This is a genomic window from Micromonospora sp. C81 (assembly GCF_018070425.1).
GTDB classification, from domain to species: Bacteria; Actinomycetota; Actinomycetes; order Mycobacteriales; family Micromonosporaceae; genus Micromonospora; species Micromonospora zamorensis.
Genome location: NZ_JAGPXS010000001.1, coordinates 370697 through 387256, shown reverse-complemented (window position 1 = coordinate 387256; position 16560 = coordinate 370697). Strand labels below are relative to the sequence as shown.

At 71.8% G+C, this 16560-nt stretch carries 13 protein-coding genes; 8 read left to right on the top strand and 5 right to left on the bottom strand.

Going from position 1 to position 16560, the window contains the following annotated elements:
* The first annotated feature begins 822 nt into the window (after nt 1-822).
* From KBX46_RS01835 to KBX46_RS01825, 3 genes are all read left to right on the top strand, one after another.
* Nucleotides 823-2073 carry an HNH endonuclease signature motif containing protein gene (locus tag KBX46_RS01835; RefSeq protein WP_210790088.1) on the top strand — a complete coding sequence of 417 codons (1251 nt, stop codon included), beginning with the start codon at nt 823-825 and terminating at the stop codon, nt 2071-2073.
* 367 nt (nt 2074-2440) lie between these two features.
* A complete protein-coding gene (locus KBX46_RS01830) occupies nt 2441-2578 on the top strand; it encodes a hypothetical protein (protein ID WP_210790085.1) in 138 nt (45 codons plus the stop codon).
* A 180-nt stretch (nt 2579-2758) separates the two neighbouring features.
* Nucleotides 2759-4339, top strand: coding sequence for a DHA2 family efflux MFS transporter permease subunit (locus KBX46_RS01825; protein WP_210790081.1), 1581 nt, complete (start codon nt 2759-2761; stop codon nt 4337-4339).
* A gap of 60 nt (nt 4340-4399) precedes the next feature.
* On the opposite strand, the gene KBX46_RS01820 is transcribed toward KBX46_RS01825, so the two are convergent.
* The 4 genes from KBX46_RS01820 to KBX46_RS01805 all read right to left on the bottom strand — a co-directional run bounded on the left by KBX46_RS01820 (nt 4400) and on the right by KBX46_RS01805 (nt 7966).
* A complete protein-coding gene (locus tag KBX46_RS01820; protein WP_099854338.1) occupies nt 4400-4861 on the bottom strand; it encodes a DUF5709 domain-containing protein in 462 nt (153 codons plus the stop codon).
* Between the two features lie 120 nt (nt 4862-4981).
* Nucleotides 4982-5866: an alpha/beta fold hydrolase gene (locus KBX46_RS01815; RefSeq protein ID WP_210790078.1), complete on the bottom strand. Its 885-nt coding sequence runs from the start codon at nt 5864-5866 to the stop codon at nt 4982-4984.
* Between the two features lie 113 nt (nt 5867-5979).
* A complete protein-coding gene (locus KBX46_RS01810; RefSeq protein ID WP_210790075.1) occupies nt 5980-6903 on the bottom strand; it encodes an RNA polymerase sigma factor in 924 nt (307 codons plus the stop codon).
* A gap of 94 nt (nt 6904-6997) precedes the next feature.
* Nucleotides 6998-7966 (bottom strand): YafY family protein, encoded by a 969-nt coding sequence (locus tag KBX46_RS01805; RefSeq protein WP_210790073.1) that lies wholly within the window; start codon nt 7964-7966, stop codon nt 6998-7000.
* A 62-nt stretch (nt 7967-8028) separates the two neighbouring features.
* Between KBX46_RS01805 and KBX46_RS01800 the strand changes: the two genes are divergently transcribed.
* Genes KBX46_RS01800 through KBX46_RS01790 form a run of 3 tightly spaced genes read left to right on the top strand, consistent with a single transcriptional unit; the run spans nt 8029 to nt 11109 of the window.
* Complete coding sequence (locus KBX46_RS01800) at nt 8029-9162, top strand: epoxide hydrolase family protein (protein ID WP_210790071.1); 1134 nt, start codon at nt 8029-8031, stop codon at nt 9160-9162.
* Nucleotides 9159-10328 carry a winged helix DNA-binding domain-containing protein gene (locus KBX46_RS01795; protein ID WP_210790069.1) on the top strand — a complete coding sequence of 390 codons (1170 nt, stop codon included), beginning with the start codon at nt 9159-9161 and terminating at the stop codon, nt 10326-10328. Before KBX46_RS01800 ends, KBX46_RS01795 begins: the two co-directional genes overlap by 4 nt.
* A gap of 37 nt (nt 10329-10365) precedes the next feature.
* Nucleotides 10366-11109 carry a YqjF family protein gene (locus tag KBX46_RS01790; protein WP_210790068.1) on the top strand — a complete coding sequence of 248 codons (744 nt, stop codon included), beginning with the start codon at nt 10366-10368 and terminating at the stop codon, nt 11107-11109.
* A 22-nt stretch (nt 11110-11131) separates the two neighbouring features.
* On the opposite strand, the gene KBX46_RS01785 is transcribed toward KBX46_RS01790, so the two are convergent.
* Nucleotides 11132-12109, bottom strand: a complete 978-nt coding sequence (locus KBX46_RS01785) for an aldo/keto reductase (protein WP_210790065.1) — start codon at nt 12107-12109, stop codon at nt 11132-11134.
* Between the two features lie 164 nt (nt 12110-12273).
* Between KBX46_RS01785 and KBX46_RS01780 the strand changes: the two genes are divergently transcribed.
* Together KBX46_RS01780 and KBX46_RS01775 are read left to right on the top strand one after the other, a co-directional pair.
* Nucleotides 12274-13638: a cellulase family glycosylhydrolase gene (locus KBX46_RS01780; RefSeq protein WP_210790063.1), complete on the top strand. Its 1365-nt coding sequence runs from the start codon at nt 12274-12276 to the stop codon at nt 13636-13638.
* Between the two features lie 233 nt (nt 13639-13871).
* Nucleotides 13872-16541, top strand: a complete 2670-nt coding sequence (locus tag KBX46_RS01775; RefSeq protein ID WP_210790060.1) for a carboxylate--amine ligase/circularly permuted type 2 ATP-grasp protein — start codon at nt 13872-13874, stop codon at nt 16539-16541.
* Nucleotides 16542-16560: the final 19 nt, after the last annotated feature.

The window sequence follows — 16560 nt, the reverse complement described above, 5'->3', positions numbered from 1 at the left end:
GTTGACCTTCGTGAGAGGATCTGAGGCGTGACCTTCCACAGAAGGGGCCGTGCCTCGTAGGCAGCCTCAATCGCTTCGTCGCCCCGTACCGATCACGCGAAGCCCGTGGACCCGTTATCGGGATGTTCCTGGACTCTCCGGTCCCGGGAACGCTGCTGTCCGCCTGCTGGAAGGGCAGCGGTGGCTGCCGGGCATGGTGGCAGCCGCAGTCAGCGTATGGGGCGTTCATTCATACGGCGGGCAGCGTCGGTGGAGGCCGTGGGAAGCGGAGTTCACCTGTTCCTGTTGTGGCGATGGCTGGGCCCGTCTGCGCTTGGAGGAGGCAGTCACCATGCTGCCTGGCCATGCCGCGCGAGAGCTCCGAGTCGTTGTCGACCGTCTGGATGACGCCCTGTTGAAACGTACTTATCACGACCCCCAAACGCCCGGGGATGATCCTTGGTGGCTACGCCGCTGTTAAATCCTCGACGTCGTTGCGATCAACGAATGGCTCCGACCCGAGCTATGAAACAGGACCTAGTTCTCTGCCGGTCGTGTCCTCTGCCGGTCGTGGCAGCCAGATGATGACGGCGACGAGGACCGGGCTGGCCCGGTAGAGGGATGCGCGTTGGCGTAGCGGGCGGTCAGGCTCGCCACTGCAGGATCCCGTCGTTGGCCCGCGACCAGAGCCACGGATGCATCCTCCACGGGTCGGCACGGCCTACGGCGGCGGGGCCGTCGGCGCGGAGTCTCCGTTCCTCGGCCGGCTTGCCGCCTGGCCGGGTCTGCCGCGAATCGATCATGATGACTGGAGTTGTCGTACACCTGTTCTAGGCTTGGGTCATGGTCGAGGAGTTGCCGCAGGCAGAGGATGCCATCGCGGCCTGCGCCGACACGGCCATCTGGGCACTGTCCGAGCGTGAGCTGATCGCCGCGCTCGACACCGCGTACCGCATCGAGCAGCGACTCGCCGCAGTGCAGCTGGCCCTGATCCGTGAGCTCGACGGCCGAGGCACCGCCACCACGCAGGGTGCCTCATCCACCGCGGTCTGGCTCCGCGAACGGTTACGCCTCACCATCCCGGCCGCTCGCCGCCTCGTCGACCTCGCCGCCGTCCTGGACACCGGCAACCCTGGCGTACGCCACGCACTGGCCGATGGCCACATCACCGTGGAGCAGGCCCGGGTCATCACCGACACGATCGACACCGTGCAGACCGCCGCCGGTGCCGAGGCCGCTGACAAGGCCCTCGGAGTGCTCGTCGAGTGGGCCGGGCAATTCGACCCCACCCTTCTCCGCAAACTCAGCACCCGCATCCTCGACCACGTCGCACCCGACATCGCCGACGCCGCGGCCAAAGCCGCCCTGGATGCCGAAGCTCGCCGCGCCACCCGCGACCGCCACCTCACCCTCTCCACCCTCACCGACGGCCGTCTGCGACTCACCGGCATCCTCGACACCGAGGCCGCCGGGCTGCTCCGCGCCGCCATCAACCCCCTGAGCGCACCGTCGGGCCCTGATGACCAGCGCACTCCCGCGCAGCGCCGGCACGACGCCCTCAGTGACGTGTGCCGCCTCGCCCTGCGCACCGGCGAGCTGCCCGAGCACGGCGGCGATTGCGCCCAGGTCGTCGTCACCACCAGCTACGACGGGTTGACCCGGCAACTGGGCAGCGGCACTCTCGACACCGGCCTGCACCTCACCCCCGAGGCCGTGCGCCGACTCGCCTGCGACGCCGGCATCCTTCCCGCCGTCCTCAGCGGAGCCGGCCAGCCACTCGACATCGGCCGGCAACGCCGTCTCATCACCGGCCCCCTCCGGCGAGCCCTGGTGCTGCGGGACGGTGGCTGCGCCTTCCCGGGCTGCGATCGACCACCGCGCTGGTGCGACGCACACCACATCGAGCACTGGGCCGACGGCGGCCAGACCAGCCTCGCCAACGCCGTCCTGCTCTGCGGCCACCATCACCGGCACCTGCACCACAGCGACTGGACCGTGCGCCTGGCAGGCGACGGCCACCCCGAATTCGTCCCACCGGCCTGGCTCGACCCCGAACAACTACCCCGTCGCAACCACTACCACCGACGAACGTGAGCACCACGAGCACATAACGATCACCCCGGTCAGTAGGCCGACCGGGTGGCCAGCACAGCATGTCCTGATTCCACCCGGCGACCGAGGCGAGGAGAGGCGCGGGACCAGGATCCGCTCGCTGGCTCGCCCTGACCCCGGCGGGCTCGGTGCTGCTGGTGGAGGGCCGGGCCGCCCTCGACGCGGCCGCCGTGCTGCCGTGCCGCCGTGCCTCGTCGTGCCTCGTCGTGCCTCGCCGTGCCTCGTCGTGCCTCGCCGTGCCGGGCTGCCCTCGACGCGGCCGCCGTGCTGCCGTGCTGCCGTGCCTCGCCGTGCTGCCGTGCTGCCGTGCTGCCGTGCCTCGCTGTGCCGCACTCGCCGCGATCCGGTGGTGGACGCGCCGAGCGTGACGATGGTGATCGCGTGGCTGCCGCGCCGCCGATCCCTGGCCTTCGCCGGGCTGATCCGGGCCGCTGCCCGTCCGGCCGGTGGTTCTGCGGTTGGTCGCCACCCCGACGAGTGGCTGTAAATGGACGGCCGTTCGGATACGCGGCCCGGCGGTCACGAAAACCGGCGGCGAATCGTCACAACCGGCAGTTAGTCTGCCTGCGCGCGTCGTCGTCCTGGCACGTCGCGCCCCGCGCCTGGTCGGCGCGGCATCGCCGCCACCGCCCACCATTGGCCGGCTCAATCGACTTCAGGAGAGTCAGTGACACAGCAATCCGTCGCGACAGCGGACAAACTCGACGCCGCAGTGCTCAAGGTGGCGGGCGTCGTCGTCCTCGGCGCGATCATGTCGATCCTCGACGTGACGGTGGTCAGCGTGGCGCTGCCCACCTTCCAGAGCGAGTTCGACGCGTCGTACGCCCGCGTCGCGTGGACGATGACCGCCTACACCCTGGCCCTGGCCACCGTGATCCCGCTCAGCGGCTGGGCGGCCGACCGGTTCGGCACCAAACGCCTCTACATGGTGGCGTTGGCCCTGTTCACCATCGGCTCGGGTCTGTGCGCCACGGCAGACACGATCGGCGAGCTGATCGGCTACCGCGTGCTTCAGGGCCTCGGCGGCGGCATGCTCATGCCGCTGGGCATGACCATCATGACCCGCGCGGCGGGGCCGCACCGGATCGGCCGACTGATGGCCGTCCTCGGCATCCCGATGCTGCTCGGGCCGATCGGTGGCCCGATCCTCGGCGGCTGGTTGATCGACACGGCGAGCTGGCACTGGATCTTCCTGATCAACCTGCCGATCGGCGTCGTCGCACTGATCTACGCGCAGATGGCGCTGCCGAAGGACGCCCCCGAGCCGTCCGAGTCGTTCGACTTCGTCGGCATGCTCATGCTCTCGCCGGGCCTGGCGCTCTTCCTCTACGGCGTCTCGTCGCTGCCGGAGGCGGGCACCTTCACCGAGGCCAAGGTGTGGGCCCCGATGCTCGTCGGTGGCGCGCTGGTGGTGGCGTTCGTGCTCTACTCGTTCAAGCCCCGGCACCCGCTGCTCGACCTGCGGCTGTTCCGCAACCGCAGCCTGACCATCGCGTCGCTGACGCTGTTCGTGTTCATCATCGCGTTCATGGGCGCCGGCCTGCTGTTCCCGAGCTACTTCCTCCAGGTGCGCGGCGAGACGACGCTGGCGGCCGGTCTGCTGATGGCCCCGCAGGGCATCGGCGCGATGATCACCATGCCGATCGCCGGCACGTTGGCCGACCGGGTGCCGATCGGCCGCACCGTGCCGTTCGCGCTGGGGCTCATCGTCGTCGGGTTCTTCAGCTTCACCCAGGTCGACCCGCAGACCTCGTACTGGCTGCTCGGCGGGTCGCTGTTCGTGATGGGCCTGGGCATGGGCGGCACGATGATGCCGATCATGACGTCGGCGCTGCGGACGTTGTCGGCCAACGACGTGGCTCGCGGCTCCACCCTGGTCAACATCCTCCAGCAGATCGGCGGGTCGGTCGGCGCCGCCGTGATGTCGGTGATCCTCACCAACGAGCTGAACGGCTCGCGGCCGATCCCCGGCCTGGTGGACGAGAGCGGCAAGCCGGTCACCGAGGCCGGGCTGGCCATCGCCTCCCAGCAGCGGCCGGAGCTGCTCCAGCAGATGCCGGTGGACCCGTCCATCATCGAACGAGGGCTCGACTTCGCCGCCAAGTCGTTCGCCACCACGTTCTGGGTCGCGTTCGCGCTGGTCGTGCTCACGTTCATCCCTGCGGCTCTGCTGCCGCGCCGACGTCAGCCGGCGCAGCTCGACGACCCGCAGGGCGAGCTGGTCAAGACGCCCGTCGTCATCCACTGAACAACCCGCCCGCCGCGCTCACCATCCACGGATGGTGAGCGCGGCGCTGTCGGGCGGTCGTCAGCGCAGCGGGCCGTCGCCGGGGCCGTCGGGGTCCTCGACCACGTGGATCGCGGCCTCCTCGGCGCTGGCGGCACCCGCGTCGATCCCGGCGTCCCACGCCACCGACTCGGCCTCGTCGTCCTCGCGGACGCCCTCGTCGTACGCGACGAGACGGCCGGCGCGCGCCTCGGCCTCGTAGCCCCGGCGGGTCAGCTCGTCCTCGTCGTCGCCGCCCTCGGCGTACGGGTCGACGTCCGGCACCTCCTGGGCGAGGTACTGCTCCAGGGACTCGCCAGCCCGCTCCTCGGCCGGCGTGGTGCCGAACCGGTTCGCCGCCGTCCAGTGGTCCTCGGCGACGATGCCGGTGTCGAGGGGGTCGCCGACGCGGTCGTCGTCCAGGGTGTCCGAGGCGTCCAGGACCCCGTCGTCCTCGGCCACGTTCCACTCGTCGACGGAATCCATCCGTTCGGTCTGGCTCACGGCGGTCTCCTCTTCGTCACGGTGCACCAAAGTGCCCAGCCTATGACCGTCCAACGCCGGCGCAGCCCGAGGCCTGCCCGCTGTGACGAACGGACCTCGGGCTGCGACGCCGGTGCCGGGTCAGCGGCTCAGCAGCCCCACCACGGCCTCGGTGAACTCCGTCGGCTGCTCGATGTGCCCGAAGTGCCCGCTGTGCTCCAGCACGACCAGCCGTGAGTCCTTGAGGCCCGCGTGCGCCTGCTCGGCCCAGCGGGGGCCGCAGATGAAGTCGTACGCCCCCACGATCACCACGACGGGCACGGTGATCTCGCCGAGGTTGTCCCGTACGTCGAAGGGCGTGGGGTCCTGCGCGCCGGCCGGCGCCGACCAGATGCGTACGGCGGCCTGGAACGGGACGAACTCGTCCTGTCGGCCCCAGAAGTCCGCGAAGTACACCGGGAGGGCGGCACGCAGGGTGGCCCCCAACGACTCGTCGTCCGTCGCCGCGCCGATCTGCCCGAAGGCGGCCGGAACCGCCGTCGCCTCCGGCCGGTCCGGGTGCCGCTGCGGGTACGCGGCCAGACCGGCCATCGCCTCGGCCCAGAACTCGGCGCCGGTGACGGGTGAGGTGTCGTACAGGGCGAGACCGGCGACCCGGTCCGGGTGTGCGAGGGCGTAGCGCTGGACGACGAAACCGCCGTGCGAGTGCCCGAGGAGGTGGACCCGGGGTGCGTCGAGGTGCTCGACGACGGCGTGCAGGAACCGGACGTACGTGTCGAGACGGTAGTCGGCGGCGTCGTCGAGGCGCCCCGAGGCGCCGGTGCCGACCGGCTCGACGTACACCATCGTGAAGTGCTCTTCCAGGCTCGGCGCCCGCAGGTAGGCCCACTCGATGCCGGGGCCGCCGGAGTGCGCCACACAGACCGGGCCGGTGCCGGCGACGTGGTAGACCTGCCGAACGCCGTCGACGGTGAAGGTGTGGGCGCCCGGTGCGAGGGCGCTGACGTCGTGGCTGGTGGAACCCATGAAGTATCTCCCGTTCCGAGACCCGTGCGGCGGATGCCGGCACGGCAACTGGCGCATGACGCGGACCAGATGCGCGGGCCGAAGGAAAAGTTCGCTCGGTCGGGGAAGTTTCTTCAGACCAGCGCCGGGACGGGGTGGAAGAGGGTGAGGCGGCGCACTCGCCCCTCGCGCAGCACCTGCAACCACAGCGCCGCGGGTGGGCAGTGCTCCGGGTCGTCGGGCGGGCTGATCAGGTCGGTCTCCCAGATCAGCACGTCGCCGCTGGCGGCCACGTTGCGCAGCCGTTGGCGTACCCCTGCTGTCAGGTCTCGGTTCATGCCCTGGATCGCCAGGTCACGACCGCCGCGCGGGCCGCCCGGCACGACCATCTCGGCGTCCGGCCACCAGCTCTCACGAACCACCCGGTCGAAGTCGCCGCCCATCGCCGTCGCGATCATGTCGCGACCCTCCCGCCACCGCGATTCGGTCGCCGCGGTGACGTCGGTGTGCGCCGCGGTCGCCGCCGCGCGGAGGCCGCCGGCGAGCGCGCGGCGGGCGTGGCTGAGGCGGCTGCGGACGGTGCCGACCGGCACGCCGCACATGGCCGCGATCTGCTCGTACGACGACGCGTCGCTGAAGTAGCGCAACAGGGTGACCAGCCGGTCCGGCTCGGACAACTGCCCGATGGCGTGCCACACCCAGTCGCGCATCGCGCCCCGGTCCAGTGCTTCCTCAGGGGTGGGTGTGTCGGCGGGGCGGGCGAACCACTCCGGTTCGGCGACCGGGACGGCTCTGGGCCCGCGCACGGTCATCCGACTGTTGTTGCGGACGATGGCACGCAGCCACGCGCCGACGGCGGCGGGGTCGCGGACCTCGCCGATGCGACGCAGCGCCACCACCATGGCGTCCTGCACCGCGTCCTCGGCGTCCGGTCCGTAACCGAGGACGCTCAACGCGACGGCCCGCATCTCGGCCTCGTGCCGGGCCAGCAGCGCTCCGAGTGCCGCCGCGTCTCCCGCCTGCGCCTGCGCGACCAGCTCCGCGTCGCTCTGCGTCACGCCCAGTTCCTCCCCGAAAGACCGATTTAGTACGCTTGTGCTCGACCAAGCGTACGGCGGGTCGGCGGGCCGATGCCCCGGCTCGGCGGCCGTCCTACGCTGTGGATGGGCTGGCGGCGCGGGTGGCTCGGACCCCGAGCTGCCGCAGGTGCGCAATCAACTCCGGCGGCTCGTGCACCTCCACGTCGCAACCGAGAGTCAGCAGGCGCCACGCCAGCCACTCCAGCGTGTCGGCGTTGCTGCGCAACAGGCAGGAGGTCGCGTCGATCGGCTCCAGATCGACGCCGGCGCCACCGAGCGGGCCCGCCATCCGCTCGACCGGCGCGTACAGCGTCACCACCGCCCGGTAGACGGGCGTCAGCTCAAGCAGCTTCTCCGTCATGAACGAGGCGGCGTCCGACGCCGGCAGTTGACGGGCGGCGAACCGGGTCCGGGTGTGCCGCAGGTCAGTGATCCGGTCGACCCGGAAGATCCGCCAGTCGTCGCGGTCGTTGTCGTAGCCCACCAGATACCAGCGTCGACCCGCCGACACCAGCTTGTACGGCTCGACGAGCCGTTCGGTGTCCACGCCGTCGCGACGGCGGTAGGTGAACCGCAGTTGCTCCCGGTTGTTGACGGCGCCGGCCAGCGCGCTCAGGTGCGCCGGGTCGACAGTCGGTCCCGCCCAGGTGAGCAGCGGTTCGGTGGCCGCCCCCAGCGCGCTGACGCGGTGCCGCAGCCGGGACGGCAGCACCTGCTCGAGCTTTGTCAGCGCCCGTACCGAGGCCTCTTCGATGCCGGCCACCGCGTGACCGGCGGCGGTGCGCAGACCGACAGCGATCGCCACCGCCTCGTCGTCGTCGAGCAACAGCGGAGGCATCGCCTTGCCGGCCACCAGGCGGTAACCGCCGATCGCCCCCATCGTCGCCTGCACCGGGTAGCCGAGGTCGCGCAGTCGCTCCACGTCGCGGCGAATGGTGCGCAGGCTGACGCCGAGCCGGGTGGCGAGTTCGCTGCCGGGCCACTCGCGCGGCGTCTGCAACAGCGACAGCAGGCCCAGCAGTCGGGCGGGGGTGTCGGACATGACCTCAGCTTGCCAGCGATGTGTGACAAAACCTGTCCTATATGGCTCGTAGCGTTTCCGGCATGACGCCATTTCGCATCGACATACCGCAGTCGGACCTGGACGACCTGAGTGACCGGCTCGCCCGCACCCGGTGGCCCCGCTCGTTGCCCGGCACCGGCTGGAGCCGCGGGGTGCCGGTGGACTACCTCCGCGAGCTGACCGAACACTGGGCGAACGGTTACGACTGGCGGGCGCACGAGGCGCGGCTCAACGACCTGCCCCAGTTCGTCACCGAGATCGACGGCTTGGACGTGCACCTGCTGCACGTCCGCTCGCCGGAGCCGGACGCGCTGCCGTTGCTGCTGACACACGGCTGGCCGAACTCCGTGGTCGAGTTCACCGAGCTGATCGGCCCGCTGACCGACCCGCGCGCCCACGGCGCGGACCCCACGCAGGCGTTTCACCTCGTGGTGCCGTCGGTGCCCGGCTACGGTTTCTCGCAGGCGCCGCCGGCCGGGTTCACGATCGACCGGCTCGCCCGGATGTGGGCCGAGCTGATGGCCAACCTCGGCTACCACCGCTACGGCACCCAGGGCGGGGACCTCGGTGCGTACGTCGCCCCGCGGGTGGCGGCGGTGGCGCCGGAGCAGGTGGTCGGCGTACACATCGACGGTGGGTTCGGCTTTCCGACCGCCGCCGACGTGCCGGAGATGAGCGCGGCGGAACGCGCCGAGTGGGAGCAGATGCAGCAGTGGATGAGCGGTGGCGTGGACCATCACGCCCTGCTGCGAGCGGCGCCGCAGACGTTCTCGTACGCCTGGAACGACTCGCCGGTCGGGCTGCTGGCCTGGATGATGCAGAAGTTCAAGGAGTTCACCATGACGGTGCCGACGCCGGAGCAGGCCATCGACCGGGACCACCTGCTCACCAACGTGAGCCTCTACTGGTTCACCGGCACGTCGGGAACGTCGTCGTGGCCCATGTACGAGCGACTCACCGTCGCCGCCGACGGCAGATTCGCCTGGCCCACCGGCCAGCGGCGGGTGCCGTCCGGTGTGTACGGCGGCGGGTCCGCGCTGATGCGCCGCCTCGCCGAGCGGGACAACACCATCGTCCACTGGCCGCAGGGCAACCCGGGCAGCCACTTCGTGGCCATGGACGAGCCGCTGGCGCACGCGGCGGACATCCGCGCGTTCTTCAAGGGCCTGCGATGACCGACCTGAGCTGGGCGCAGGTGTCCGCCCGACGCCTACGGCGGCACCGGCTCCGCACACCGGCGGCGGACACGGCACCGGAGGCGGCACCGGACGCCGCACGCGTCGCCGACGTGGTGTCGACGATCTGCGGCGCGCACGCCCAGATCGCCTCCGCCGCCGAGCTGTCCATCGGGCTGCGGGTGCCGGGCGCGACCCGCGCCCTGGTGCGCCGGGCACTGTGGACGGACCGCACCCTGGTCAAGACCCGTGGGCCGCGCGGCACCGTGCACCTGCTCGCCGCAGCGGACCTGCCGATGTGGGTCGGCGCGCTGACCGCGTTGCCGACCCCCTCGTGGGAGCGCAGTGCGGTCCTGCTGACACCCCGGCAGACCGAGCAGGTCCTCGCAGCCATCGCCGAGGCGGTTGCCGAGGCCGACCTGACCACCGCCGAGCTGACCGAGGAGATCGTCGCCCGCACCGGCCCGTGGGCGGGTGACCTGGTCATGGAGGCGTTCCAGGACAAATGGCCCCGGTGGATCGCCGCGATGACCGCCGCCACCCGGGGCGGAGTGATCTGCTTCGGCCCGAATCGCGGTCGGGTCAGCACGTACACCAGCCCGGCCCGGTGGCTGCCCGACTTCGCGCCGATGCCCGGTCCCGCCGCCCTGGCCGCACTCGTCCGCAGTTACCTGCACGCGTACGGGCCGGCCACTCCGGCGCAGTTCGCCCGGTGGATGGCGGTGCCCCCGGGGTGGGCGACGTCGCTGTTCGACTCGCTCGACCTGGCCGAGGTGACAGTGGAGGGCACCCGGGCCTGGGTGGCCGCCGACGACACCGGGTTCCCCGACGACCGGCCGTCCGGGCTGCGACTGCTGCCCTACTTCGACGCGTACGCGGTCGGCTGCCACCCCCGCGAAAGGCTCTTCCCCGGTGCCGCCGCGGAACGGGCGCTCGCCGGTGGCCAGGCCGGCAACTATCCGGTGCTGCTGGTGGACGGGGTGGTCGCCGGGGTGTGGCATCAACGCCGCTCCGGCCGTTCGATCCGCGTCACTGTCGAGCCGTTGCGGACACTCGACGCCGCCCGGCAACGGGAGCTGGCGGAGGAGGTCGAACGGGTCGGCGAGATCCTGGACGGCAAGGCGTCGCTGACCATCGGCACCGTCAGTGTCGGTCCGCACGCCTGAGACCACGCCGGCGCACGACGTGGGCGAGGATGAGAGCGTGCACCCCGAACCGGTCGACCACTCGCCCCGGCAGTCGTTCCCCTGGGCCGTCCTCGGCCAGCGCTGGGAGGACCTCACCTTCCTGCACTGGGCCGTCGACCCGACGCTCGTCGCACCGCTGCTGCCGGCCGGAACCCGTCCGGACACGCTGGACGGCGTCAGCCACGTCGGGCTGATCGGCTTCCGGATGGTGGGGCTGGGCTTCGGGCGGGGCCCCGGTGTGCCGTACTTCGGCACCTTCTGGGAGACCAACGTCCGGCTCTACTCGGTCGACGACCTCGGCCGGCGGGCCGTCGTGTTCCGGTCGCTCGACGCGTCCCGCCTGGTGCCGGTGCTGGTGGCGCGGGCGACGCTGCGGCTGCCGTACCTCTGGTCGTCGATGCGGATGGACCGCGACGGTGACCGCCTCACCTACCGGTGCCGGCGACGCTGGCCGGGCCCGGCGGGCACGACGAGCCGGATGGTGGTGCGGGTGGGGGAGCAGGTCGACGACCCGACGCCCCTTGAGCATTTCGTCACCGCCCGCTGGGGGCTGCACACCCGGGCGTACGGGCGCACGCTGCACCTGCCGAACTGGCACCCGCGCTGGCCGCTGCACCGGGCCGAGTTGCTGCACCTCGACGACGAGCTGATTGCCGCCGCCGGGCTGCCGGCACCGGTCGGCCCGCCGGTCAGCGTGCTCTACTCGCCCGGTGTCGGGGTCAGGTTCGGCCCGCCCGTGGCGGTCCGGCGGCCCGGCTGAGTGGAGCCGGGCCGCCGGGCTGTCAGTAGCGACCGCCCTCGGGTGCGGGCAGGGCGTCCAGGTCGGCCAGGTCCTCGGCGCCGAGCCGGACGTCGCCGGCGGCGCAGTTGTCCGCCAGGTACTTCGGGGTCTTGGTCCCGGGGATCGGAATGACCTGGTCACCCTGGGCGACCACCCAGGCGAGCGCGACCTGCGCGGACGTGACGCCGGCCCGGTCCGCGATCTCCCGGACCCGGGCGACGATGGCGAGGTTGGCGCGCAGCGCGTCCTGCTGGAAACGCGGCAGGCCACGACGGAAGTCGTCGGCGGGCAGGTCGTCGAACGAGGTGAACCGGCCGGCGAGGAAACCGCGACCGAGCGGGGAGAACGGCAGGAAGGCGCTGCCCTGCTCGGCGCAGTACGGCAGCACCTCAGCCAGCGGGTCGCGGGTCCACAGCGACAACTCGGACTGCACCGACGCCACCGGGTGCACCGCCTGGGCTCGCTTGATCTGGGCGACCGTCACCTCGGACAGCCCGATCTGCCGCGCCTTGCCCGCCGCCACGACCTTCGCCATCGCGCCCCAGGAGTCCTCGATGGGCACCTCCGGGTCGACGCGGTGCAACTGGTAGAGGTCGACGTGGTCGGTGCCGAGCCGGCGCAGGCTGTCGTCGATCGCCGCGCGGATGTGCTCCGGACGGCCGTTGTTGCCGATCTTCGGCGAGTTGCCGGGACCACCGGTGGGGGAGGTCGCCACCAGGCCGACCTTCGTCGCCAGGACGGCTCGCTCCCGGTGGCCGCCGGCCAGCGCCCGCCCGACCAGTTCCTCGTTGGTGTACGGCCCGTACACGTCGGACGTGTCGATCAGGGTGGCGCCCAGGTCGAGAGCCTGGTGGATGACCGAGATCGAGGTGTCGTCGTCGCGGGGGCCGCTGATGTCGTATCCGTGGCTCATGCCCATGCACCCGAGGCCGATGACGCCGACCTCGGGACCTGCGCTGCCCAGCGTGGTGGTTCGCATGCGCCCCACGCTACGACCAGCGCTGCCGGCCCGCACCCGCCCCGGGGGTTCAGCGGCCTCGGGTCCTGACGCCCCCGCCTTGCTTCCATTGGCGTTGATCGATATTGTGCGCGAAGGCGCCGCCCCGCCTCAGACCACCACCGTCGATCCGAAGCGGGTTCCGCATGCGCGCACTGAGACTTGTCACGACCCTGGCCGTCGCCGGCCTGCTGGCCGGTGGGGTGGCCATCACCGCCACCCCGGCCAGCGCGGCGACCGCCGTGTTCTCCGTGACGAACAACTGGGGCAACGGCTACCAGGGGCAGATCACCGTCACCAACGACACCTCCACACAGATCACCAGCTGGCGGGTCGAGTTCGACCTGCCGTCCTCCTCGACCGTCAGCCAGTCGTGGAACGCGCAGCAGTCGACCTCCGGCAGCCGTTACACCTTCACCAACGTGTCCTGGAACGGCACCCTCGCCGCAGGCGCCTCCACGTCGTTCGGTTTCCTCGTCAACGGCTCCGGCACCCCGGTCAACTGCACAGTGAACGGCGCGTCGTGCGCCGGCGGCCCACCCCCGACCACGCCGCCCCCGACGACGCCACCGCCCACGACCCCACCGCCCACGACCCCGCCACCGACCACCGGCACCCCGGTCGAGCGGTACGGGCAGCTGCGGGTCTGCGGCACGACGATGTGCGACAAGACCGGCGCACGGGTGCAGCTGCGCGGCATCAGCAGCATGTGGCTCAACTGGGAAACCGCCCCGTACGCCGAGAACCTCTCCGCGCTGACCTGGATGCGGGACAACTGGAACCTCCAGGTGATCCGCGCGGCGATGGGCGTGGAGCCGGCGGGCGCGTACCTCAGTGACCCGGCCAAGGCGCGTGCACAGGTGGAGACCATCATCAACAACGCGGTCACCGCCGGTGTGTACGTGATCGTCGACTGGCACGCCCACGAGGCGCAGAACAACCAGTCCCAGGCGGTGGCGTTCTTCGGGGACCTGGCCCGCCGCTACGGTCACCTGCCCAACGTCATCTGGGAGCCCTACAACGAGCCGTTGCAGGTGAGCTGGACCAACGTCATCAAGCCGTACCACCAGGCGGTGGTCTCCGCGATCCGCGCCGCCGACCCGGACAACATCGTCGTGCTCGGCACGCCGACCTGGTCGCAGGACGTGGACGTCGCGGCGGCCAGCCCGGTCACCGGCACCAACCTGATGTACACGCTGCACTTCTACTCGTGCACGCACGGCGCGTCGCTGCGGGCCAAGGGCGATGCGGCGATCCGCGCCGGCCTGGCGCTGTTCGTGACGGAGTGGGGCGCCAGCCACGCCGACGGTGGCCTGGACGGCCGATCCTGCCTGCCGGAGGCGCAGTCCTGGATCGACTGGATGAAGACCAACGGCATCTCCTGGACCGCGTGGAAGCTCGACGTCGGCACCGACACCACCAACCTGCTCAGCCCCGGCGCGCCGGTCACCGGCGGGTGGAACAACTACCTGCACGGCCACGCGCCGTTCGTGGTCGCCAACATGAGGTGATCCCGGCCGCTCCCAGGCCGTGATCGACACGCGTTCACTGATGTCGGGGTATCCGGATCGACGGGATACCCCGACATCACCATGCCCCTCGACCCGGCAGGAGCGTGCTGCGCGTCGCTGAGCAGCCCGGCCAGAACGGCGCGTCACCTTAACGCGCTGGAAACACCCCCGGTACCAACCCTGGGAACGCTCGTCGGACAGCCGAGACCACCGACACGCGAACCGGGGTGACCATGGCCGACAACACCACGAACGTGCCGACGTTCGACGGGTCGATGGGCCGGTCCGGCAACGGCCGGACGCTGCCCACGCCCCGCACCAACCCGGTCGCGTCGCTGGACGACGGTGACCCGGCGGACCTGGCCACGATCGGCGTGGAGGAGGAGTTCCACGTCGTCGACCTGCACACCCGCGAGCTGGTGCCCCGGGCCGGGGAACTGCTCGACCGGCTGCCGGCGACCTCGTTCACCGCGGAACTGCACCGCAGCGTGGTGGAGACCAACACCGCGGTCTGTCGCACCCTCGACGAGATCCGCGACGAGCTGACCAGGCTGCGTCAGCTCGCCGTCCGGGTCGCGGACCGGGCCGGGCTGGGCATCGTGGCGGCCGGTACGGTGCCGCTGCGCGCCGACGGGGACTCGAGCGTCACCCCCACCTCCCGCTACCGGCGGATGCTCGACGAATACCAACTGCTCGCCCGGGAGCAGTTGATCTGCGGCGCGCAGGTGCACGTCGGGGTGTCCGACCGGGATCTCGCGGTGGCCGTCACCCGCCGGGTTCAGCCGTGGCTGCCGGTCCTGCTCGCCCTCTCCACCAGCTCGCCGTACTGGATGGGTCAGGACAGTGGTTACGCCAGCGTCCGGTCGCTGGTCTGGCAACGCTGGCCCACGGCGGGGGACCCGGGCGAGGTGACCAGCGCCGCGGACCACGAGGCTCTGGTCGCCGAGCTGATCTCCTCCGAGACCATCACCGACCCTGCCATGATCTATTTCGACGTCCGGCCGTCGGCCCACGTGCCCACAGTGGAGCTGCGGATCACCGACGCCAACTCCGACGTGGAGACCATCGTCCTGCTCACCGGCCTGTTCCGGGCGCTCGTCCGACGGGAGGTCGCGGCGCTGCGCGCCGGGGTCGAGCGCACCGGCGTACGGCCACCGGTGTTGCGCGCCGCCGTGTGGCGGGCGGCCCGGTCCGGGCTGGAGGGTGACCTGCTCGACCTGCCCCGCTCGGCCCGGCCGGTGCCGGCCGCCGAGGCGGTCCGCCGCCTGGTGACCGACCTGCGTCCGCAGTTGGAGGCGACCGGTGACTGGGAGCAGGTCAGCGAGCTGACCCGTCACGCGCTGGAACGCGGCAGCTCCGCCGCGCGGCAGCGGCGGGCGTACGAGCGGCGCGGCCGGTTGGCCGACGTGGTCGACCTGCTCCTCGACGAGACCCGGGGCCGGATCCGGGGGCCACTGCCCGGAGTGTCGCCGCTGCCCGTCCTTCCCACGTACACCGACTCGTCCGACGAGGTCTTCGGGCCCGGCGGGCCGGAGCCCGCGTACCGTCCGCTGTTGGCCGCCCTGCGCGGCCTCGGCGCCGGCGGTCTGCGTCAACGGGAGAACGACCGGGACGAGGAGCAGCGGGCCCGCGGTGTGACGTTCAGTGTCGCCGGCGAGGCGAGCACCCGGCTCTTCCCCGTCGACCTGGTGCCGCGCGTCGTGCCCGCCGCCGACTGGCGGACCCTGCGCACCGGCCTGGTGCAGCGCGCCCGCGCCCTCGACGCGTTCCTGGCCGACGTCTACGCGGACCGGGCCGTGGTGGCCGACGGTGTGGTGCCGGCGTGGGTGGTGGAGTCCTCGCCCGGTCTGCGCCCGACCGGGGCGCTGATGGGCCGGCGGGGAACCCGCGCCCAGGTGTCCGGCACCGATCTCGTCCGGGACCCGGATGGCGGCTGGTACGTGCTGGAGGACAACCTGCGGGTGCCCTCCGGCATCGGCTACGCGGTGCAGAACCGCCGGTTGACACAGGCGGTGCTGCCGGAGCTGCCCGTGCCGGCCGATCTGCTGCCCGCCGACGAGACACCGGCGATGCTGTACCGGGCGCTGGTCGCCGCCGCGCCTGCGGCTGCCGACGATCCCGCCGTGGTGGTGCTCAGCAGCGGTCCCGGTGATCCCGCGTGGTTCGAGCACCGGCTGCTCGCCGACGAGATGGGCGTGCCCCTGACCGAGACCAACGACCTGCTGGTGGAGGACGGCCGGGTCCGGCTGGTCCGCGAGGGCTGCCGCCGCGAGGTGGACGTGATCTACCTGCGGATGGACGAGGAGGCGCTGCTGCACGCGCCGGGCGCCGACGGGGTGCCGCTGGGCTGGCCGCTGCTCGCCGCGGTGCACGCCGGGCGGCTCACGTTGGCCAACGCGCTGGGCAACGGTGTCGGCGACGACAAGGCGCTGTACGCGTACGTGCCCCGGCTGATCGAGTACTACCTGGGCGAGAAGGCTCTGCTGGGGGACGTGCCCACGTACCTGTGCGGGCTGCCCGAGCAGCGGGCCGAGGTGCTGGACCGGCTCGACGAGTTGGTGCTCAAGCCGGTCGACGGGTACGGCGGCGACCGGGTGGTGATCGGCCCCCGGGCCGAGGCGGAGGAGCTGGACGCCGTCCGGGAGCAGATCCTCGCGGCCCCGCACCGGTGGATCGCCCAGGAGATGATCGCGTTGACCACCCACCCGGTCTTCGACGGCACGGCTCTCGCCCCCCGTCACGTCGACCTGCGGGCCTTCGTGTTCCTCGGCGACACCGCCGAGGTCGCGCCGGTGGCGCTGACCCGGGTCGCGCCGGCCGGCAGCATGATCGTCAACTCGTCCCGAGGCGGCGGGTCCAAGGACACCTGGCTGCTCGGCGGAGACGAACGGCCGCCGGTGTAACCCACGCTTGACCCGCCCG